We start from the raw sequence: 20,701 nt of genomic DNA on the forward strand, positions 1-20,701 counted from the left end.
TGCCGGGGCTTTTCTTTTGCACTCAGTGCAGCGACGCGGCAGCGCCATCCTGTTTATCGTGCAGGGCGAAGCGGTCGATCATGTGAGCGCTCGCCTCGTTGACGCCGATCACCTCGACCCGCCTGCCGGCCTTGCGGAATTTCAGCACCACCTTGTCCAGCGCACCGACCGCGGAAATGTCCCACAGATGCGCCTGCGTGACATCGATTGTCACCGCCTCAACCTCCTCGGCGAAATCGAAGGCGGCAATGAAGCTTTCCGTCGAGGCAAAGAAAATCTGGCCATCGACACGATAGATCCGCTCCCGGCCATCGGCCGAAAGCTCCGGCCGGACATGGAAAAGCTTTGAAACCTTGCCTGCGAAAAACACGCCGGAGAGAAGGACGCCGGCCAACACGCCCTTTGCAAGATCATGGGTCGCAAGCACCGTGCCGACCGTCACCAGCATGACGATGCTGGAGGATGGCGGGTTGCGGCGCAGATCGAGGATGGAGCGCCACGAGAATGTGCCGATGGAGACCATAATCATCACCGCGACCAGCGCGGCCATGGGAATGATGCGTACGAGATCATCCAGCACCAGTATGAGGAACAGCAGGAAGGCGCCCGCGACGAAAGTGGACAAGCGGCCGCGACCGCCGGAGCTGACATTGATGACGGACTGGCCGATCATGGCGCAGCCGCCCATGCCGCCGATGAGGGCGGAGGCGATGTTGCTCGTCCCCTGCCCGATGCATTCCCGGCTCTTGTTGCTGCCCGTATCCGTCATGTCGTCGACGATCTGCGCGGTCAGCAGCGATTCCAAAAGACCGACGGCGGCGAGCGCCACGGAATAGGGAAAGATGATCTGCAGCGTCTCGAAGGTCAGCGGCACCTGCGGCAGGGCGAATATCGGCAGCGTCGAGGGCAACTCACCGAGATCGCCGACCGTGCGGATATCCATGCCGGAGAAGACGGCGACACAGGTGAGAGTGATGATGGCGACCAGCGGCGACGGCACTATTTTGGTGACCAGCGGGAAGAGATAGATGATCGCAAGACCGGCCACGATCATGACGTAGGTTTCGACCGGCACGCCGATCAGTTCGGGCAATTGCGCCATGAAAATCAGGATCGCCAGCGCATTGACGAAGCCGGTCATGACCGAACGCGAGACGAAGCGCATCACCCGGCCGAGTTTTACAAGGCCCGCCAGAATTTGCAGCACGCCCATGAGAATGGTGGCGGCGAAGAGATATTGCAGCCCGTGTTCCTTGACGAGCGTGACCATCAGGACGGCGGTGGCGGCGGTTGCCGCCGAGATCATGCCCGGTCTGCCACCGGTGAAGGCGGAGACGCAGGCAATCGCAAAGGAGGCGAACAATCCCACCTTCGGATCGACCCCGGCGATGACGGAAAAGCCGATGGCTTCGGGAATGAGGGCGAGTGCCACGACGATGCCGGAAAGGAGATCGCCGCGAATATTGGAAAACCACTGACGTCTGTAAGTCTGAAATCTGTTCATTTGATTTTTTCGCAAAGAATGACGCACCGGCCGGAGCCATGTCCGGTAGATTGAAATGAAATGTCGGTGCTTTGCGTTGTCTGGCGGATCGGCGGCCAGAAGAGCCACCCGGAATTTCACCGGGTCCGTGGTGAGTAATTCACCTATAAACAGCAAAAAAGCGGGCGGCAAGTTGCGCACCCGCTTTCGATGTCTGCGATCGTACGCTTCAGGCCGCTTCGCGCCCGCCATACTCCCGCATTTCTGCATCGCCCAGACGGAACTGATGGACCAGTTGCTTGAGACGCGCCGTCTCGCCCGCCAGCATGGCGCTGGCGGCATTGTTCTCCTCAACCATGGCGGCGTTCTGCTGCGTGCCCTGATCGAGATGATTGATTGCGGTGTTGATCTCGGAGAGCCCCAGCGATTGCTCTTTCGTCGCGGCGGCGATGGCTTCGATATGGTCGTTGATCGTCTTCACAGAGCCACCAATGCGCGACAGGGCCGCGCCGGTTTCCCGCACGAAGCGCGCGCCGTCCTTCACCTCTGTACCGGAGGCATGGATAAGCACCTTGATTTCGGCGGCGGCCTTCGCGGAGCGCTGCGCCAGTTCCCTGACCTCCTGCGCGACGACGGCGAAACCGCGCCCCGCCTCGCCTGCGCGCGCCGCCTCCACGCCGGCATTGAGTGCAAGAAGGTTGGTCTGGAAGGCAATCTCGTCGATGACGCCGATGATATTGCCGATCCGGCCTGACGATTGCTCGATCTTCTCCATCGCCATGATCGTATCGACAACGAGGTCGGCCGTGCGGCTGGCGTCCTCGTCGGTCGAATGGGCGACCGCGCGGGCTTCCACCGCACGTTCCGCCGAAATGCGGATATTCGCCGTCAATTCATCCAGCGCGGCGGCGGTTTCCTCCAGCGAGGCGGCCTGCTGCTCGGTGCGGCGGGCGAGATCGGCGGCACTCTGGCTGATTTCCTGACTGCCGCCATCGATGGCCACGCTCGACTGCACGACGCCGGACATGGCGGCATCGAGCTGGCGGATCGTCCGGTTGAGATCGTGACGCAGGGCTTCGAAATCCGGGGCGAAAGGCTCATGGAGTTCAAAGGAGAGGTCGCCGGCGGCAAGGCGATGCAGCGCCGCCGCAAGTCCGGTCGTCGCCTGCATCAGCCGCGTCTTCGCCTCGGCCTCCGCCTCGCGCTGGAATCGCGCTTTTTCCTCTTCGGCCTGCCGGCGGGCGACAAGGGCTTCGGTCTCCAGCTCTATCTTGGCGATAGCCGCCTGCCGGAAAACCTCAAGCGCCTGCGCCATGGCGCCAAACTCGTCACTGCGGCGAAGGCCGGGGACGTCGAACTCCGTCTCACCTCCAGCCAGACGACGCATCGCACCGGTAATGGCGGTGGCTGGGCGGGTTATCGAACGGCCGATGAGATAAACTCCGGCAAAAAGGCTGATAACGGCGAGCGCGATAAGCGCGACGACGATGGAAACGGTTGTTTCCGCCGCAGTCTGATTTTTCAGCGCGCTGGTTTCCCGCTCCTGGCGATAGGCCGTGGAAATATCCGCGACGACGGGCAGCAGCGCATTATAGGCAGTGGCGACGGTTTCGCGCGCCTTCTCCTCCTCCAGCACGGCCTGAGCATAAAAGCGGAAGGAGGCGGTATATATTTCCAGTGCATCCATGATGCGCTGGCGCTCCGCGCCCGGCCGGTATTCCAGCTTCACCAGCGCCTTGAAGGTTTCCACCTCGTCGGCATGTTTGCCCGTATAGGCTTCATCGCGCCGCAAAATGAAATCCTTTTCATGCCGGCGCATCATCAGCATGCTGGCACGGATTTCGGCATTGGCGACGGCATCGATGAGCTTTTCGATGGAATGCACGCCGTTGCGCATGGCGCCCTCAAGGCCCTCGGCAGGCGTGAGGCCCAGTTCCGCGTTCTTGGCGACCAGCGCCTTCATGCGGTCGGAATAGGTCGAAGCACCCTGCGCGAGCGTTTCGAGCCGCATCCGGGTCTGCGGTGTAGCCTCGTCTGCAAGATGGTTCAAAGATTGCCGAACCTGGCCCATCGTCTGGTCAAACCGCGCAACGGATTTCATATCGCGGGTCAGCAGAAAATCTCTCTGGTGAAGACGGCTTTCATGCAAGCCGTCCTCTAGCGCCGCCAGCACCCCGTCCCGCTCGATCAGCGTCTCTTCGGCGACGCGATAACGCGCCTCCATCTGTCTTTGCCAGAGCAGCATGCCCGCGATGACGGCGATCCCGCACAGCGCAGCCAGTGCGAGCATGGATACGCGATGCGCAATTTTAAACGTCGAGATCAGCGAAAACATTCAACCCTCGTTTGCAGATTTCACGATGGGATGAATGATTGAGAAGGTTTAAGAACTCCTCTACCGGATTTGTCAGTTTAATTAAGGTTTTATGACAAGACCGCTAGAGCTTCAGCCGCTCGCGAAAGAAGACGAGCGCTACGGCTACACCGGTCGCCACACCCACGATCACATCGACAAAACGGACAAAACCGGCAGCCTGCGGCCCCATCAAGAGCACCAGCATGGCTGAAGCGCCAGCCTGTATCGGCACGACCGGCGGCAGGCCGAACATGGACGCAAGAATCATGGCGATGAAGGTCGCCGAGGCCAACCGGATTTCAGCGAAGTCATGCGGGACAAGGAGCGCAATCTCTCCGACGAGAATGCCGACGGTGACACCAACCATCAGGCCTAGGCCCTGACGAACGTGGCTTGGAATTCCCGGAGCAAGGCAGATAAGCGCGCTGATTGCGGCAAAGACGGGTTGCGGGTGACCCAGCCACCGGTGCGCGACCCAGAACGCAAAAGCGGCCGCAAGTGCGGCCGCCAATGCACGGGTGAAGGCTGCGCGAACCCGGTCGAGCAGCGTCTTCACCATATCAGTCCTTCTTGGACGGAACGACGCGCAGCGCCAGCTCACGAAGCTGGGTCGGCGTTGCCGGCGACGGCGCGTTCATCAGGAGGTCCTGCGCCTGCTGGTTCATCGGGAACAGCGTGATTTCGCGCAGGTTCTTCGCGCCGACCAGCAGCATGACGACGCGGTCGATGCCGAATGCGCAGCCGCCATGCGGCGGCGCACCATACTGGAAGGCGCGGTAGAGACCGCCGAAGCGCTCTTCCACATCGCTCTGCGACAGGCCAACCTTTTCGAAGGCCTTGACCATCAGCTCAGGCGACTGGTTACGGATCGAGCCGGAGGCGATTTCGAAGCCGTTGCAGACCGCGTCATACTGGAACGCCTTGATGGAGAGCGGATCCTGCCCTTCCAGCGCTTCCAGACCGCCCTGCGGCATGGAGAAGGGGTTGTGGGCGAAATCGATCTTCTTTTCTTCCTCGTTGTATTCGAAGAAGGGGAAATCGACGATCCAGCACATTTCGAAGCGGTCACGATCGATCAGGTTCAGTTCGTCGGCAGCGCGGGTGCGCGCTTCACCGGCAAACTTGTAGAACTTGGCCGGATCGCCGGCGACGAAGAAGCAGGCATCACCCGCCTCAAGGCCGAGCTGCGTGCGCAGCGCCTCAGTGCGTTCTTCGCCGATGTTCTTGGCGAGCGGACCGGAACCGCCGACCTTGCCGTCCTCTTCCTTCCAGAAGATGTAGCCGAGGCCGGGCTGGCCCTGAGACTGTGCCCATGCGTTCATGCGGTCGCAGAAAGCGCGCGAGCCGCCGGTCTTGGCCGGAATGGCCCAGACCTGCACCTTCGGGTTGGAGGCGATCATGTTGGCGAAGACCTTAAAGCCCGAACCGTCGAAATGTTCGGTCACGGCTTCCATGACGATCGGGTTGCGCAGGTCCGGCTTGTCGGAACCATATTTGCGGATCGCCTCGTCATAGGGAATGCGCGGCCACTCTTTGGTAACCGGCTTGCCTTCGGCGAATTTCTCGAACACGGCCGTCATCATCGGCTCCATCGTGGTCCAGACATCTTCCTGGGTCACGAAGCTCATTTCGACGTCGAGCTGGTAGAATTCGCCCGGCAGGCGGTCGGCGCGCGGGTCTTCATCGCGGAAGCACGGCGCGATCTGGAAATAACGGTCGAAACCGGCGACCATCAGAAGCTGCTTGTACTGCTGCGGCGCCTGCGGCAGGGCGAAGAACTTGCCTTCATGGATACGCGAAGGCACCAGGAAGTCGCGCGCGCCTTCCGGCGAGGAAGCGGTGAGGATCGGCGTCGTATATTCGGCAAAACCGGCATCGGCCATGCCGGTGCGCATGGCGGAGATGATCTGCGTACGCTTGACGATGTTCTTGTGCAGCGTCTCGCGGCGAAGATCGAGGAAGCGGTATTTCAGGCGAACGTCTTCAGGATAATCAGGCTCGCCGAAGACCGGCAGCGGCAATTCCTTGGCAACACCGAGAACCTCGATTTCCTGCGCATAAAGCTCGATCTCGCCGGTGGCCATGCCCTTGTTGACGGTGTCTTCCGAGCGGGCCTTGACGAGGCCGTCGATGCGGATGACCCATTCGCCGCGCACGGTTTCGGCAACCTTGAAGGCCGGGCTGTCCGGATCGGCCACCACCTGGGTGATGCCGTAATGGTCGCGAAGGTCGATGAAGAGAACGCCGCCATGATCTCGCACGCGATGAACCCAACCGGAAAGGCGAACGGTTTCGCCGACGTCGGACTTGCGGAGAGCGGCACAGGTGTGGCTGCGGTAACGATGCATTTTTTTATCCTGGAACGTGTCGTGGGCCCGATGGAGGCCAGATGGGCGGCACTGTCGAAATTTGCCGGAAAAGCGCATGGCCAGCCTGATTTGTCAAGGCAAAGCACAACAATGTCGCCTTCAGCCTGTCCTTTCCCCTGCCTTCGCTTTAGATAGGGCTAATCCAGCCCGCCAAACCGAGTCGGCCCGCAATGAGCCAGATCAGACCTCTTATCCCGCTTCTCGTCACCGCCGGTATCCTGATCGGCGGCAACGGCCTGCAGGGAACCTATATAGCGCTGCGCGGTCTCTCCGAAGGGTTTTCCGCCAGCACCATCGGCCTTATCAGCGCCGCCTACAGCTTCGGTTTCGCGCTTGGCTGCATTTCGGTGACGCGACTTCTGCGCAAGATCGGCCATATCCGCACCTTCGCCACCATGGCGGCCGTCGCATCCGCCGCAGCGATCGCCATGCCGCTCCTCATCCATCCCCTGTTCTGGATGCTGATGCGCTTCGTCACCGGCATTGCCGTCGCCTGTCTTTTCGCGGCCATCGAAAGCTGGATCAACGCGCAGGTCACCAATTCCAATCGGGCGCGCACGCTCTCCATCTATCGTTTCGTCGATCTCGGCTCCGTCACGCTTGCGCAATATATCATTCCCGTTGCCGGCATCGACGGACCGGTGGTGTTTTCGCTGATCGCCATGGCGCTGACGCTGTCACTGGTGCCGATCTCGCTTGCCGACAAATCCAACCCTGCGCCGCCGAAACAGATACCCTTCAATCTCTTCGCCGTCTGGCGCATCTCGCCGCTTGCCGTGGTCGGCTGCGTGGCCGTCGGTCTCAGCATGGCGGCATTTCGCAATATCGGCCCGATCTATGCCGAACAGATCGGCCTTTCCGTCACCGCCATCGCCACCTTCATGAGCGCCGGCATCATCGGCGGCGTGGTGCTGCAATATCCGCTCGGCGTCTATTCAGACCGTTATGACCGGCGCATCATCATTCTCGCCACCACGGCGGGCTCGGTCGTCGTCGGCCTGTTTCTCGCCTTCTTCGCCGGCACCGATGAGTGGAGCAACATCATCGGCGTCTTCATCTTCGGTGCCTTCGCCCTGCCGCTCTATTCGCTGAGTTCCGCCCATGGCAACGACCACGCCAGGGAAGGCGAACACGCGATGATGTCGGCCGGACTGCTGTTCTTCTGGTCGGTGGGCGCAACCGTCGGGCCGCTGCTCGCCTCCGTGCTGATCGACCAATTCGGCCCGAAGGCACTGTTCAGCTATACGGCCGCGATCCAGATCGTTTTCATCGCCTATACCATCTACCGGCTGCAGGTGCGCGAAGGTGTGCCCGTGGAGGAGCGGAACTGGCGGTTCAGCTCGCTTTTGCGCACCTCAGCCTATTTCCAGAAGCTCGCCGCGGCTCCGCCACCCAAAAAGGATGAAGCGGAGCCCCATCCGCCCGAGAAAAACGATCCTTGAGCCTTCAAAAGCGGGCTTTGTATTGACATGCGCCCGGCAAAGGGAAAGTAAGACGGATAATTTTCACGATTGGCCAATAACAATGATTGAAACGACTGCCGCCCTCGCCGAAGCCTGCACGGAACTGGCGAAATCGGAATTCATCACCATCGACACCGAATTTCTGCGGGAAACGACCTTCTGGCCGGAACTCTGCCTCGTGCAGATGGCAAGCCCGACGCTCGAAGTGCTGGTCGATCCGCTGGCGAAGGGTCTCGATCTGACCCCTCTTTTCGAACTGATGGCCAATCCCGATGTCGTGAAGGTTTTCCACGCGGCGCGACAGGATATCGAGATCATCTACCATCTCGGCGGGCTTATTCCGCACCCGATCTTCGACACGCAGGTCGCCGCCATGGTCTGCGGTTTCGGCGATTCGATCTCCTACGACCAGCTGGTGCAGAAGATCAAAAACGTCCAGATCGACAAATCCTCGCGTTTCACCGACTGGAGCCGCCGTCCGCTGACCGAAAAGCAGCTGGATTACGCGCTGGCTGACGTGACCCATCTGCGCGATGTCTATCTCTCGCTGAAAGCCCAGCTCGAGCGCGAAGGCCGCTCGCTGTGGCTGACCGAAGAGATGGATATTCTCGAGTCTCGCGACACCTATGACATGCATCCCGACGATGCCTGGCTGCGGCTGAAGTCGCGCCTGCGCAAACCGACGGAACTTGCGATCCTCAAATTCATCGCCGCCTGGCGCGAGCGTGAGGCGCGCTCCCGCAACGTGCCGCGCTCGCGCGTCCTGAAGGACGATGCGATCTTCGAAATCGCCCAGCAGCAGCCGAAGGACGCCGAGGCGCTGTCGCGGCTTCGTACCATTCCCAAGGGCTGGGAGCGCTCCGCCTCCGGCACCGCCATCGTCGAAACGGTGAATGCGGCGCTGGCGCTGCCGAAAGAGGAAATGCCGAAGGCGCCGCGTCACAGCCACGCACCGGAAGGCTCCGGCGCTGCCGTGGAACTTCTGAAAGTTCTGCTGAAGTTGACGGCGGACAAGCACGGCGTCGCCGCCAAGGTCATCGCCAATAGCGACGATCTGGACAAGATCGCCGCCGAGGGCGAAAAGGCAACCGTGGCGGCGCTGACCGGCTGGCGGCGGGAGCTCTTCGGCGATGTGGCGCTGAAACTCATCAATGGCGAAGTCGCTCTGCGTTTCGCCGGCAAGAAGGTCGAGGCGGTGGAGGTTGCCGCAAGCGAGCCGTAACGGCTCGCCGCTCTCCACCCCAACGGTGACGTCGTCGACCGCTATAATCGCGACCCGAAAGGCATGGGCTGCGGCTTGAGCGGCTGAGGGAGAACATTCCCTTCGACGTTGACGGCCGCACCTGCGCCGCCATCACCTTCGCCCGCAAGGGAGACACCCTGTGCGACCGGGCCTGGATCGACGGCAATTGGCTGCGTTTTTCCGCCTTCCCCGTCAAATGGTCGAACCGCTCGCCGGAAGACCGGCCGCAATCCCCGCTTGAAACCGTCTATTACAGAACATCCTATCAGGCGTATAACGGCGGCAACGCCGATTTTGCGGCAACGGCGCAACAGCCTTACCAATCCTTCATGCAACCTTACCGATTGCTCACTTTTTGCGGCGCTTTTTCCACATTAATGTCGCATATGACCTGAACAGAAGCTTCGCCCGAAGGGAGCGGCCTGCCCTTCTTTCCCGAGACCAAAGCCTTCCCTTCCCGAGACCCAAGAACCGACATGAGAAAATTGCTGCCCATTCTGGATTACGTGGTGCTCTTCGTTGCCGTGGCCGGCAGCGGCGTGGCCTACGCCTTTCTGGAATATGGCGGCGGTGCATTGATCGGCGCGACCTATGCGCTGTTTGCCTGCGCACCCATCCTCGCCTTCGAGCGCGGTTACATCATGCCCGGCCTGTCGCGGCAGGTGAGCGCCCTGCCGACACCGGCCTATATCGCCGTCGGCCTCGTCATCTACGCCATCCTCGTCTTTTGCGGCTTCGGGCTTGGCGGCACGATCCTGTGGTTGAGCGGGATATTTCCCGGCACCTGGAAACGCGCCGTCCATGCCGAGGTGCAAACGCTGATCTTCACGCTGATCGTCTGCGGCATCATCGTCTTCATCATGCGGGTGCGCGAGCTTCTCGGCCGCGATATCTTCATCGACCTCATCCTGGGGCGTTATCGCCGGCCGGTCAGCGAAGACCGCGTCTTCATCTTTATCGATCTCGTCGGCTCCACCTCCTTCGCCGAAACCCATGGCGACCTGAAGGCCCAGGAATTTCTCGGCGAAATTTTTGCAAGTTATGCCGCACCGGTCAGAAAACACGGCGGCGTCATCGACGACTATATCGGCGACGCCGCCATCATCACCTGGCCCTATCACATGGCGATAAGGCGGGCGGCCTGCGTGCGCTGCGTTTTCGATATTCAGGCGGCCATCGAAACCACCCGCGACATGTGGCTTTCCCGCTTCGGCGAGGTGCCGCGCCTGCGCTTCGCCATTCATGGCGGGCCGGTCATCACCGCGGAAATCGGCGTCGACCATCACAAGATCACCTATTTCGGCGATACGGTGAACACAACCTCGCGGCTCGAATCGTTGAGCAAGATGCTCGGCCACCCGGTGCTGATTTCCGCTGACCTTGCCCATCAGCTGGTGCTTCCGAAGGGCGTGCGCAGCGAATATCTGGGCGAACATGCCGTCAAAGGCCGTGGCCAGACGCTGGGCGTCTGCACGCTCAGCCAATATCAGGCGCCCGCCGCATAAGGGCCATCGACGGCAAAAAGCCGTGCGGCCCATCTGCCGGCGATGGCCGTCATCAAAATTCATCAAAGCTTCAAACGGCAATCACCTGCCTGTCATGCGACGACCCTATCGCGTCAATCCTGTCTTCAACAGGTATTGAGAGGGGTCTCCATCATGAAGCACATTCTTTTCGCACCTTTCGCGGTTCTCGCGCTCGCCGCGGCGGCGCATGCAGCGGAAAAGGAATTTCCGGCAAAGCTCGTTTCGCACGCCATTCTGCCTGCCAACACCATGATCGCCGCACCTGCCGACGCGCCGGAGCACCTCAAGACCTCCGCCAAATTCACCACGGCCGACCGCAAGCGCGCCGAGGGCCTCGGCACCGTGCCCGGCAAGGACGGCGTGCGCCTGACCGGCCTTTCCATGCCGTTCAACGGCCAGCCGATGCAGGGCTTTTCCGGCATCCGGGCGATGCCGGACGGCAGCTTCTGGAGCCTTTCCGACAACGGTTTCGGTTCCAAGCTCAATTCCAGCGACGCCATGCTGATGCTTCACCATCTGAAGTTCGACTGGGACGCCGGCAAGGTCAACGCGCTTGAAACCGTGTTCCTCTCCGATCCCGACATGAAGGCGCCCTTCCCCATCGTTCTGGAAGGCTCGAGCAAGCGTTACCTGACGGGCGCGGATTTCGACGTCGAATCCATTCAGCCGGTCGCTGACGGTTTCTGGGTCGGCGAGGAATTCGGCCCCTACATCCTGAAATTCACCCGCGACGGCAAGCTGACCGACGTGATCTCGACCAAGGCCGGCGACATCGAAGTGAAATCTGCCGACCATCCGGCTCTTGCCCTGCCCGGCAACCCGACACAGAAAATGCCGGCTTTCAACCTGAAGCGTTCCGGCGGTTATGAGGGCATGGCGCTCTCCAAGGACGGCTCGAAGCTCTACGGCCTGCTGGAAGGCCCGCTCTACATGGCCGACGGTCAGGTGGAAAAAACCGAAGACGGCGCGACCGCGCTGCGCATCATCGAACTCGACACCGCAAAGAAGGCGTGGACCGGCCGCAGTTGGCTTTATCCGCTGGCGGAAGGCGGCGAGGCAATCGGCGACTTCAACATGCTGGATGACACCACCGCCCTCGTCATCGAGCGCGACAACGGTGCCGGGACGGCCGACAAGGCCTGCGCCGACCCCAAGGCTCCGGCTGCGGACTGCTTCGCCCGCGCTGCCAAGCTGAAGCGCATCTACAAGATCGAATTCAACGACGCCAATGTCGGCAAGGCCGCCCGCAAGATCGGCTATATCGACCTGATGAAGATTTCCGACCCGGATAACAAGAAGCGTCAGGGCGGCGGCAACGGCTATTACGACATGCCTTTCGTCACCATCGAGAATGTCGACCGCGTCGATGCCACCCATATCGTCGTCGGCAACGACAACAACCTGCCCTTTTCGGCCGGCCGTGCGCTGGACAAGGCTGACGACAACGAATTCGTTCTGCTGGACGTCAAGGACCTGCTCGAGGCGAAGTAAGACCACGGCTGCTGTCACTTGCTTTGACGGCCGCGAATGATCCGGACGGAGCGCCCGGCAGACACAGATGTCTGCATGGCGCTCCGTTCCGGTTTTCCAGAGCTAGAGCAATTCCGGTAAGCACCGGTTCACCTTCATTGCTCTAACTCTTTGTTTTTACGCATTTCCGGACACAAAACCGAGCGCACTTTCGCTGGAAATGCTTTAACCGAAACATGCTTGCGGAAAAGAAGACGTTTCATGCAGGACCATGCAGAAAGACTTTATTACGCCCTGAAGAAAAGCTGGTCGGGCGAGACGAGCGGCCTCTGGTCGCGCGAAAACCCCGCCAAGGGCCAAGGCAGCGTCACCGCGCTGGTGGTGCAGGATATTTTCGGCGGAGAGCTTGCCAAAACCGCTGTCAGCGGTACCGACCATTTTTACAATATCGTCGAAGGCACCCGCTGGGATTTCACCTTCAGCCAATTCGATATTCCGGTCGGCTATCAGGACAGGCTTGCCAGCCGCACCGAAGCCATGGCGACGATAACGCCGCTGCAATATGCCTATCTCAGCGCCTGCATCCGCAAGGCGCTCGGGCACGGCTGAGCCATTTGCAAAGCAGTGCCAGCCCATTGCCGTTTCGATCCGCGCATCGCGGCACGGTGGCCAGCCAGGGTGTTGCGTTTCAAGACCACGATGTCAATCTTTCCCGCAAAGCGGACACAATCCTTGCGATAATATCGCCCGATGGAATGGTTGCACCGACAGGAGAGATATTCGATGAGTGAGAGTTGCCCGGTCCTGACACCGGCGGAACGGCAGGTACAGGCCATAGTGGAGCGTAGGGAAGCAGCGATGATGGCTACCATTCACGCAGCGCTCGAAGGTGCCAGCAAAGAGGTCACTGAGGCATTCCGGGCCGTCGATTCAGACATGCAGCCGCCGCCCCACGACTATTTTGCCGCTGTCGCCCATCAGCAGCTCTTCCTGATGTTATGCGGAGCCGACCCGAAAACCTTCGAGGGCGGAGACCCCGAAATTGCCGGCCACATCATTCGGAACGCGCAAAACATATCCGATCACTACTGGAAGAAAACGCCTGCCGCGGCGGATGTCCCCGGCAAGTGACACATTCCGAGTGACGACAGGATTTCGCGTCACGCGGTATCGCGCGTGATCTGCGTTTTAGAAAGGAGGCCCGGCCCGGCCCCTATGGCCATTCCACGTCACAGCACCTTCATCATCGCCGGTTAAGCAGGCGCAAATCCGGAGGCTGGAATGGATTCGACCGTACAGATCAAGCGCCCGAAAATCGCAGAGACCGTCATCCATGCGACGGCGAGCATAAGAGATTCCAATATCGGCGAATGCTGCGAAATTCTGGCTGACACCTCCCTGCACAATGCCGACCTCGGCAATTACTCCTATCTTGGACCCCGTTGCATGGTGGGCGATGCAACGATCGGAAAATTCTGCGCCATCGCCGCAGAGGTCAGGATAGGCGCTCCGAACCATCCGATGGACAGGCCATCCATGCACCGTTTCAGCTATTGCCCTGAATATTATTCTGCGGATGCCGCGCGCGATGACGCCTTTTTCGACCGGCGCAGGGAGGACCGCGCCGTCATCGGTCACGATGTCTGGATCGGTCACGGGGTTATCGTCTTGCCGGGTGTCACGGTTGGAGACGGGGCAGTGCTCGCCGCCGGCGCGGTCGTCACCAAAGATGTGCCGCCCTACACCATCGTCGGCGGCGTTCCCGCGAAGATCATTCGCGAACGATTTTCGCGATCCGTCGCGGAAAAGCTCGCGTCAATCGCATGGTGGGACTGGCCATTCGAAACGATCATGGCGCGGCTTTCCGACTTTCAGTCGAGCGACATAGAAGCCTTTTGCGAGCGCTGGTCCTAGCGGACGCAAGAACCGTCCTGTCGCGAAACAGAAACGCGCCGTTCGTTACTCGAACACGAATGCCAGCCGCTTGCCCGTCAGCTTCGCCAATTGCTGCAGGCGGCCATCCAGTCGCTCGCCGGCGAAATCGCAATAATCGTGCGGCACGACAAATTCCAGATCGAGATCGGGATTGCCGGATTTGCGGAATTTGAGGTGGTCGACGACGCCCGGCATCGAAGCCGAGAAGAGATAGACGACGCGCAGCAGGCCGCCGAGCAATTTGCCAAGCTCCTGCAACCGGTCGCCCGCCATGGCGGCGAGCGGCTGTGTGGTGCCGTTATCGTTTAGACCTTCGAAGCGATAATAATTGGCGAGCGCAATATAGGCGCGGCCGGGATGGGTGATCGCCACGAAAGAAGAGTGGGCGATGATGTTGAGCGCCTGCAATCCGCGATAATCGGGATGGGCGCGCCAGCTGATATCGGCGAGAAGGCAGGCCGCCTGCCGGTAACGGCTCTCCTCTTCGGTCTCGTCAACGCCGAAGACCGGGAAGGTGCGGCCGCTCCAGTCCGCCAGTTCGCGCGCATGTTCCGGCGAGCGGGCGCGCAGAATGGCAAGTTCATCGGCGGCAACCAGCAGCGGATCGGAATCCCGCTCTTGTTCCGTCAACAGCGAATAGAGATAACCTTCGCGCACGCCCTGCGCCGAAAAGGCGATCCTGGCCGGCTTCATCATTTTCAGAACTTCGCGCATGGCGATGGCGCCGAAGGGCAGAAGCGAGCGGCGGTTCTTGGAGACCGCCTGCCAGGCCGGGTCCTTGCTATCCCGGGAGACGATGACCTCCTCGAGAAAATTCAGCATTTCCTCCAGCGGCAATTCATAGCCCTGCATCATATGCAGCGGATAGCCCGATATCTCCATATGCAGCTTGGCGATGTTTCGCCAGGTGCCACCCACCGCGTAAAAGGTGCGCCCCTCACCCGCCGCCAGAAGCTTCGCGAAGGATTTGACGTGTTTTCTGGCAATCGTCGCCGCTTTTTCCAGCGAGCCGTCCGACTGCTCCGACAGCCGCAGGCCGCCGAGCGGCAGGGTGATGCCCTCGCCGCAGCTCTTGCCCTTGATGTCGATGAGTTCGAGCGAACCGCCGCCGAGGTCACCGGCGATGCCGTCTGGATCATGGAAACCGCTGATCACGCCATAGGCGGAATAAAGCGCTTCCTTTTCGCCTGACAGCACCTCGATCTCGCAGCCGAGAATGGCTTCGGCCTCGCGGATGAAATCCGGGCCGTTTTCCGCCTCACGCGCCGCAGCCGTCGCCAGCACATAGAGCTTCTGCGCCTGTGCCTGCTCGGAAAGGACATGAAAACGCCGAAGCGCCATCAGCGCCCGGCTCACGCCTTCCTCATGCATGCGGCCCGTCAGCGCCAGTCCCTTGCCAAGGCCGCACAGGACCTTTTCATTGAACAGCACCGCAGGCGCGCGGGAAAGACCTTCATATACGACGAGACGAACGGAGTTCGAACCAATATCTATGACGGAAACGGGGGCAAGGCCGGTCAGCCGCCCCTGTGCTTCTGATCGAGTCATTCAGCCTGTTTCTTGCGGGACGAAATCAACCCGGCAATCAATTTGGGCGCACTGGATTTCAAGGCTTCACCACGTCCGGAAAGGCTGGGATTGGTCATGAAATAGTGCTGCGCGTTGAACGGTTCTTCGCCTTTACGCACCTCGATGCGCCTCGACGTTCCGTCCGCAAGTATCTCGTAGCTCTGCTGGTTGTCAATGAGATTGCCCAGCATAATCTGTGAAAGAACCTGCTCATGCACGGTGGGATTGGTGAGCGGAACCAGCGTTTCCACGCGCCGATCAAGGTTGCGCGGCATCATGTCGGCCGAGCCGATATAGACCAGCGCCTTGTCCGACGGCAGGCCGAAACCATTGCCGAAGCAGAAGATGCGGCTGTGTTCGAGGAAGCGTCCGACAATGGATTTGACGCGGATATTGTCGGACAGGCCCGGGACCTGCGGGCGCAGGCAGCAGATGCCGCGCACGACGAGATCGACCTCCACGCCCGCCGCACTGGCGCGGTAGAGCGTATCGATGATTTCAGGATCGACCAGCGAATTCATCTTCATCCAGATCGCCGCCGGCGCACCGCGCTTGGCGTGCTCGATCTCTTCATTGATGTGCTTTACGATGCGTGCGCGCAGCGTATAGGGCGAAATGGCGAGCTTCATGCCCTCTTCCGGCTCGCCGTAACCCGTGATGAAGTTAAAGATATTCGCCATGTCGTGGGCGATCTTCGGGTTGCAGGTAAAGAAGGACAGGTCGGTGTAAATCTTGGCGGTGATCGGGTGATAGTTGCCGGTGCCGAGGTGGCAATAGGTTCTGAGCTTGCCGTCCTCGCGGCGCACCACCATCGACATCTTGGCGTGGGTCTTGAGTTCGATGAAGCCGAAGACGACCTGCACGCCGGCCCGCTCCAGATCGCGCGCCCAGCGGATGTTCGCCTCTTCATCGAAACGCGCTTTAAGTTCCACCAGCGCGGTGACGGATTTACCGGCTTCCGCCGCATCGATCAGCGCGCGAACGATCGGGCTGTCATTGGAGGTGCGGTAAAGCGTCTGCTTGATGGCGAGCACTTCGGGATCGCGCGCCGCCTGCAGCAGGAACTGCACGACCACGTCGAAGCTTTCATAGGGGTGGTGAACCACCATGTCCTTTTCGCGGATGGCGGCGAGGCAATCGCCGGCATGTTCGCGCACACGCTCGGGGAAACGGGCGTTATAGGGCTCAAATTTCAGGTCGTCGCGCGGCGCGCGGACGATTTCCGAGATGGTGTTGAGCGCGAGAAGGCCGGGCAGAACGGCGACGCGATTATCCGGCACGCCAAGCTCGTGCACCACGAATTGCCTGAGCGACTGCGGCATTTCGCTGTCGGTCTCGATGCGGATGACGGAACCGCGGCGGCGGCGCTTCAGCGCGCTTTCGAAGAAACGGACCAGATCTTCCGCCTCTTCCTCCACCTCGATATCGCTGTCGCGGATGATGCGGAACGTGCCGGAACCGCGCACGGTGTAACCGGGATAGAGCCGGTGGATGAACAGGCCGACCACATCTTCAAGCGTGATGTAGCGGATGGCGTTCTTTTCGTCAGGCAGGCGCACGAAACGGTCGAGCGCGGGCGGCAGGCGCAAGAGCGCCGTCATCGGCTCGCGGCCGTTGACGCTGTCGAGCTGCAGGCCCATGGAAAAGCCCAGATTGGGAATGAAGGGGAACGGATGCGCCGGGTCGATGGAGAGCGGCGTCAGAACGGGGAACATGCGTTCCTCGAACTCCGTTTCCAGCCAGGTGCGGTCCGCATCCGAAAGTGCGGCGGGGCGCACGATGAAGATTTCTTCCTTGGCGAGATATTGTTGCAGAACGGCGAGCGAGGCCTGCTGCTCCATCTGCAGATTGTCGATTTCCTTCAGAATATCTTCGAGCTGCTCGGCCGGCGTCTTGCCGTCCGGCGTCTTGACGGTGATCTTCTGGCGCACCTGCCCTTCGAGGCCGGCAACGCGGACCATGAAGAATTCATCGAGGTTGGCGGCCGAAATGGAGAGGAAGCGCAGCCGCTCCAGCAGCGGATGATCCGTGTTCAGCGTTTCTTCGAGAACGCGGCGGTTGAACTGGAGCCAGGAGAATTCGCGGTTGATGAAACGCGCCGGGCTGTCCCACAGGCTCTCGCCTTCGGTCACCGGCTGAACCTTATTGAAGTCTTCCTGCGCGATAGCGTCCATTCCCTGTTCCATCCCCTGACCGATTTCCGTCCCGTGATCCTGCTGCATCGCGCGATCGTCCTTCTTGCCCGTATAACAGTTTGACGACGGAACTGTGACAGTCAATCGACATCCAGTCCGCTGCCCGCCGCTGCGTTGTCCATCGCATTGAGGACCTCCGCCACCAGAGGACGTGTAATTCTCGTTCCACGCGAAAGCGCCAGCCGGTCGATACGGTCCACGATCGTCTGCGCCGTATCGAGTGAACGCTCCATTCTATTGACGATGTAACCTATGAGTTTGTCATCCATGTAAAGCTGCCGGTCGGCGAAGAGTTTCACCAGCACCTGCGCCAGCAGCCCCTCGTCCGGCTCGCCGGTTTCCACCACCGTTACGGCTTTGAGGCGCGAGCGCAGATCGGGCAGCGTCACCGGCCATGCGGCCGGCCATTGGCGGCTCGTCATCAAAAGCGTGGTGCCGTGCTGGCGTACGCTGTTGATGACATGGAAGAGTTCGGTCTCGTCAAAACCGCGCCGGTCGGCGTCCTCGAAAAGAACAGGTCCCGTTTCGGCCGCACGCGCGGCATCGGAGCCCGTCTCGGGGTGAATGTCGCGCGCGTCGCTGATATTTTTCCAGATATTGGCGAGATGCGATTTTCCCGAACCCGGCGGCCCGGCCAGCACGACGATGGGCGAGCGCCAGTTCGGCCATTCATCGATGAGGCTGACGGCAGCCGCAAGCGAGGCGGAGACGAGGAGATCATCCCTGCCGGAAGCGGACTGGTGCGAAAATGCGAGCGGCAGCTGCTCGGCCTTCGACCGGGCGTTGTCGGTTTTGATTTGGTCAGTCATCGTCAGCTCTGAGAGTCAACCTTGCCGGAGGACGTTTCCCCTTCTTCCAGGGCAGGGTTTGTGTCCCAGGGAAGGTTGGCGGCATGCCCGTGGTAAAGATCGCTTTCAAGATACCGCGACAAGGCGAAGCGGACAAGCACGCCGACCGCCGCCGCCGCCGGCACCGCGACGAGAAGCCCGACGAAACCGAAAAGCGCACCGAAGGCGAAAAGGGCGAACATCAGCCAGACCGGATGCAGGCCGACGCTTTTGCCGACAAGCTTCGGCTGCAGGATGTTGCCTTCGATGAACTGGCCGGAAAAGAACACAACGAGCGTCAGAAACACATAGATGTAATCCGGCCAGAACTGCACGATGGCGACGCCGACGGCGAGGATGAGGCCGACCATGGAGCCGATATAGGGAATGAAGCTGATGAGCCCTGAGAAAAGGCCGATCAGCAGGCCGAAATTCAAACCCACCAGCGACAGGCCGACGGCGTAATAAACGCCGAGAATGATGCAGAGCGACCCCTGCCCGCGCACGAAACCGGCAATGGTCTTATCCATGTCGCGGGCGATCTGGCGGACGGTATGGACATAATCGCGCGGTATCCAGCTGTCGACCTTGTCGATCATCCGGTCCCAGTCGAGCAGCAGATAGAAGGCGACCACCGGCGTGACGACCAGCAGCGACATGACATCGACCAGCGATTTGCCGGAATTCCATATCTGCGTCAAAAGCGTGCCGATGAAACCGGCGCCTTCGGTCAAAAGCTTCGAAAAATTCTCCTTCACGGCGTCGATCTGGCTGCTGACCCAGTCCGGCAGGAGATTGGTGTCGGCGCCGGCAATCAGCTGCTGCAATGACGAGATATATTGCGGGATGCGCGTGATGAATTCCGAGGCCTGGGCGACGATCAGCGGGATGATGATGATGAGCGACAGCGCGAAGAGCAGCACGAAGGAGACGAGGATGACGACGGTGGCCATCAACCGGCTCAAGCCGCGCCGTTCCAGCCAGTCGGCAACCGGGTCGAGAAAATAGGCAAGCGCCATGCCCGCCACGAAAGGCAGGAGAATGGAGCTGAAGACCATCAGGAAAAGGACAAAGACGGCAAGCACGCCGATCCAGAAAAAAACCTGCCGGCGCAGGCTCGTACCGCTTACATGGGGTTGCATCCGTTCATCCTTTATCGCCGCACCGTCACCGCCCATGATGGAGATAGGATGCGCATATGCACATGGTCAAGACCGGCGCTTTCGCGCGTGGGCAGAAGGAGACTGCCCGCACAGCGGCAAAATCCCTCATTTCCGGCCAACCACTCGCAACGGCAGGTTGACCGACGGTAAATATTAGACAACTATCAAATATTGCCGGGCGAGCCAGCGGCGCTCCTTCATGTCCGGCGGCCGGGGGGCACGATGCAGAGCACCAGTGAAAATGGCATCGCGGAATATAATGCCGGTCTCTTCGATAATCCCGAAGTTGCCGAATGGTATGACAACCAGCAGCTTTACCCGGCCGAACGCATCATTCTCGACCAGTTCCGCCATGCCTATGCGGGCAAGCGGCTGCTTGACCTTGGCGTCGGCACCGGCCGAACGACGAAGCCGCTTCTGCCGCTGGTGGGAGACTATATCGGCATCGACCGTTCGCAGCCGATGCTTGCGCTGGCGCGGCGCAATTTTCCAGCCGCCACGTTTCTCGACATGGATGTGCGGGCAATCGGCCAGTTCGGCGCGGAGCGTTTCGATTGCGTGCTCGGCGCGCTCGCGATTCTAAGCGCCTTCGACCATGAGGACCGGCTTGCCATCATCCATGCCGTGCGAAGCATTCTCGCACCCGGCGGATATTTCATATTTTCGTTTCACAATCGCCAATGGAAACGGGCCGGCGGTATGCCGCTGCACCGCCGCTCCTGGCACCCGCGCGAGGTGGTGAATTCGCTGCATCCGCAAAGCTGGATCAACTATCTGCGACTGCAGCCTTCGACGCGGCGGACGCCGGAATATGCCATTCTCGCGGATCAGGCGCATCGCTGGAGCGGCCTGTTTTATTTCATCGACCTTGCTGCCCAGACCCGCCAGCTGGAAGCGGCGGGCTTCGAGATCGCCGCACGTTATGGCGAGAACGGACGGCCGATAGAGGAAAATTCCGATACGTCCAATGACGGCCTGCTCAATCTCGTCTGTCGCGCCGCGCCGCAGCCATCGTGAGCACCCAATCCGGCTAGCCCCGCCAAAGCCGTTAAAAACCGGAGCTTTTGCCACTCAAACCCTTGCATCAGGCCCCGTCCCGTGC

General features: G+C 60.6%; 16 protein-coding genes, 1 pseudogene and 1 other annotated feature. Of the genes and pseudogenes, 9 read left to right on the forward strand and 8 right to left on the reverse strand.

Going from position 1 to position 20,701, the window contains the following annotated elements; genetic code table 11:
- Positions 1–22 precede the first annotated feature (22 nt).
- The 4 genes from ACQZ5G_RS04220 to aspS all read right to left on the reverse strand — a co-directional run bounded on the left by ACQZ5G_RS04220 (position 23) and on the right by aspS (position 6,187).
- Positions 23–1,504 (reverse strand): SulP family inorganic anion transporter, encoded by a 1,482-nt coding sequence (locus ACQZ5G_RS04220; protein WP_448737045.1) that lies wholly within the window; start codon positions 1,502–1,504, stop codon positions 23–25.
- Positions 1,505–1,578: 74 nt separating this feature from the next.
- Positions 1,579–1,634: a sequence feature (sul1 is cis-regulatory element that is thought to sense ions involved in sulfur or methionine metabolism; They are found in Alphaproteobacteria), on the reverse strand.
- A 78-nt stretch (positions 1,635–1,712) separates the two neighbouring features.
- Positions 1,713–3,818 (reverse strand): methyl-accepting chemotaxis protein, encoded by a 2,106-nt coding sequence (locus ACQZ5G_RS04225; protein ID WP_448742660.1) that lies wholly within the window; start codon positions 3,816–3,818, stop codon positions 1,713–1,715.
- A 103-nt stretch (positions 3,819–3,921) separates the two neighbouring features.
- Entirely contained in the window at positions 3,922–4,398 is a 477-nt protein-coding gene (locus tag ACQZ5G_RS04230; RefSeq protein ID WP_003520788.1) for an FUSC family protein, read from the reverse strand.
- Position 4,399: 1 nt separating this feature from the next.
- Positions 4,400–6,187, reverse strand: coding sequence for an aspartate--tRNA ligase (aspS, locus tag ACQZ5G_RS04235; protein ID WP_003520787.1), 1,788 nt, complete (start codon positions 6,185–6,187; stop codon positions 4,400–4,402).
- Positions 6,188–6,378: 191 nt separating this feature from the next.
- On the opposite strand from aspS, the gene ACQZ5G_RS04240 reads away from it, so the two are divergent.
- The 8 genes and pseudogenes from ACQZ5G_RS04240 (at position 6,379) to ACQZ5G_RS04275 (ending at position 13,824) form a co-directional block, all read left to right on the forward strand.
- Positions 6,379–7,650 carry an MFS transporter gene (locus tag ACQZ5G_RS04240; protein ID WP_174039042.1) on the forward strand — a complete coding sequence of 424 codons (1,272 nt, stop codon included), beginning with the start codon at positions 6,379–6,381 and terminating at the stop codon, positions 7,648–7,650.
- Between the two features lie 82 nt (positions 7,651–7,732).
- Positions 7,733–8,893 carry a ribonuclease D gene (gene rnd, locus ACQZ5G_RS04245; RefSeq protein ID WP_003520785.1) on the forward strand — a complete coding sequence of 387 codons (1,161 nt, stop codon included), beginning with the start codon at positions 7,733–7,735 and terminating at the stop codon, positions 8,891–8,893.
- 30 nt (positions 8,894–8,923) lie between these two features.
- Positions 8,924–9,180: pseudogene (locus ACQZ5G_RS04250) on the forward strand (hypothetical protein); the annotation flags it as partial.
- 210 nt (positions 9,181–9,390) lie between these two features.
- On the forward strand, positions 9,391–10,419 hold the full coding sequence (locus ACQZ5G_RS04255) for an adenylate/guanylate cyclase domain-containing protein (RefSeq protein WP_174056621.1): 1,029 nt from the start codon (positions 9,391–9,393) through the stop codon (positions 10,417–10,419).
- Positions 10,420–10,572: 153 nt separating this feature from the next.
- The gene (locus ACQZ5G_RS04260; RefSeq protein WP_448737584.1) at positions 10,573–11,931 is read left to right on the forward strand and encodes an esterase-like activity of phytase family protein; all 1,359 of its coding nucleotides are present in this window, start codon (positions 10,573–10,575) and stop codon (positions 11,929–11,931) included.
- Between the two features lie 240 nt (positions 11,932–12,171).
- Positions 12,172–12,519, forward strand: a complete 348-nt coding sequence (locus ACQZ5G_RS04265) for a YunG family protein (RefSeq protein ID WP_020808978.1) — start codon at positions 12,172–12,174, stop codon at positions 12,517–12,519.
- Between the two features lie 174 nt (positions 12,520–12,693).
- On the forward strand, positions 12,694–13,041 hold the full coding sequence (locus ACQZ5G_RS04270; RefSeq protein ID WP_448737583.1) for a hypothetical protein: 348 nt from the start codon (positions 12,694–12,696) through the stop codon (positions 13,039–13,041).
- Positions 13,042–13,191: 150 nt separating this feature from the next.
- The gene (locus tag ACQZ5G_RS04275) at positions 13,192–13,824 is read left to right on the forward strand and encodes a DapH/DapD/GlmU-related protein (protein ID WP_448737582.1); all 633 of its coding nucleotides are present in this window, start codon (positions 13,192–13,194) and stop codon (positions 13,822–13,824) included.
- A gap of 45 nt (positions 13,825–13,869) precedes the next feature.
- Here ACQZ5G_RS04275 and ppx read toward each other — a convergent pair whose 3' ends face one another.
- The 4 genes from ppx to ACQZ5G_RS04295 are packed head-to-tail and all read right to left on the reverse strand — an operon-like array spanning position 13,870 to position 19,578.
- Entirely contained in the window at positions 13,870–15,393 is a 1,524-nt protein-coding gene (ppx, locus tag ACQZ5G_RS04280; protein ID WP_448737581.1) for an exopolyphosphatase, read from the reverse strand.
- Positions 15,390–17,693, reverse strand: a complete 2,304-nt coding sequence (locus ACQZ5G_RS04285; RefSeq protein WP_448737580.1) for an RNA degradosome polyphosphate kinase — start codon at positions 17,691–17,693, stop codon at positions 15,390–15,392. Before ACQZ5G_RS04285 ends, ppx begins: the two co-directional genes overlap by 4 nt.
- The gene (gene hdaA, locus ACQZ5G_RS04290; protein WP_448737579.1) at positions 17,690–18,418 is read right to left on the reverse strand and encodes a DnaA regulatory inactivator HdaA; all 729 of its coding nucleotides are present in this window, start codon (positions 18,416–18,418) and stop codon (positions 17,690–17,692) included. Before hdaA ends, ACQZ5G_RS04285 begins: the two co-directional genes overlap by 4 nt.
- 2 nt (positions 18,419–18,420) lie before the next feature.
- Positions 18,421–19,578 (reverse strand): AI-2E family transporter, encoded by a 1,158-nt coding sequence (locus tag ACQZ5G_RS04295; protein WP_003520774.1) that lies wholly within the window; start codon positions 19,576–19,578, stop codon positions 18,421–18,423.
- Positions 19,579–19,821: 243 nt separating this feature from the next.
- Here ACQZ5G_RS04295 and ACQZ5G_RS04300 point away from each other — a divergent pair, with 243 nt between their 5' ends.
- Positions 19,822–20,616: a class I SAM-dependent DNA methyltransferase gene (locus tag ACQZ5G_RS04300; protein ID WP_020811533.1), complete on the forward strand. Its 795-nt coding sequence runs from the start codon at positions 19,822–19,824 to the stop codon at positions 20,614–20,616.
- Positions 20,617–20,701 lie beyond the last annotated feature (85 nt).

The organism is Agrobacterium sp. 22-214-1 (assembly GCF_053522465.1).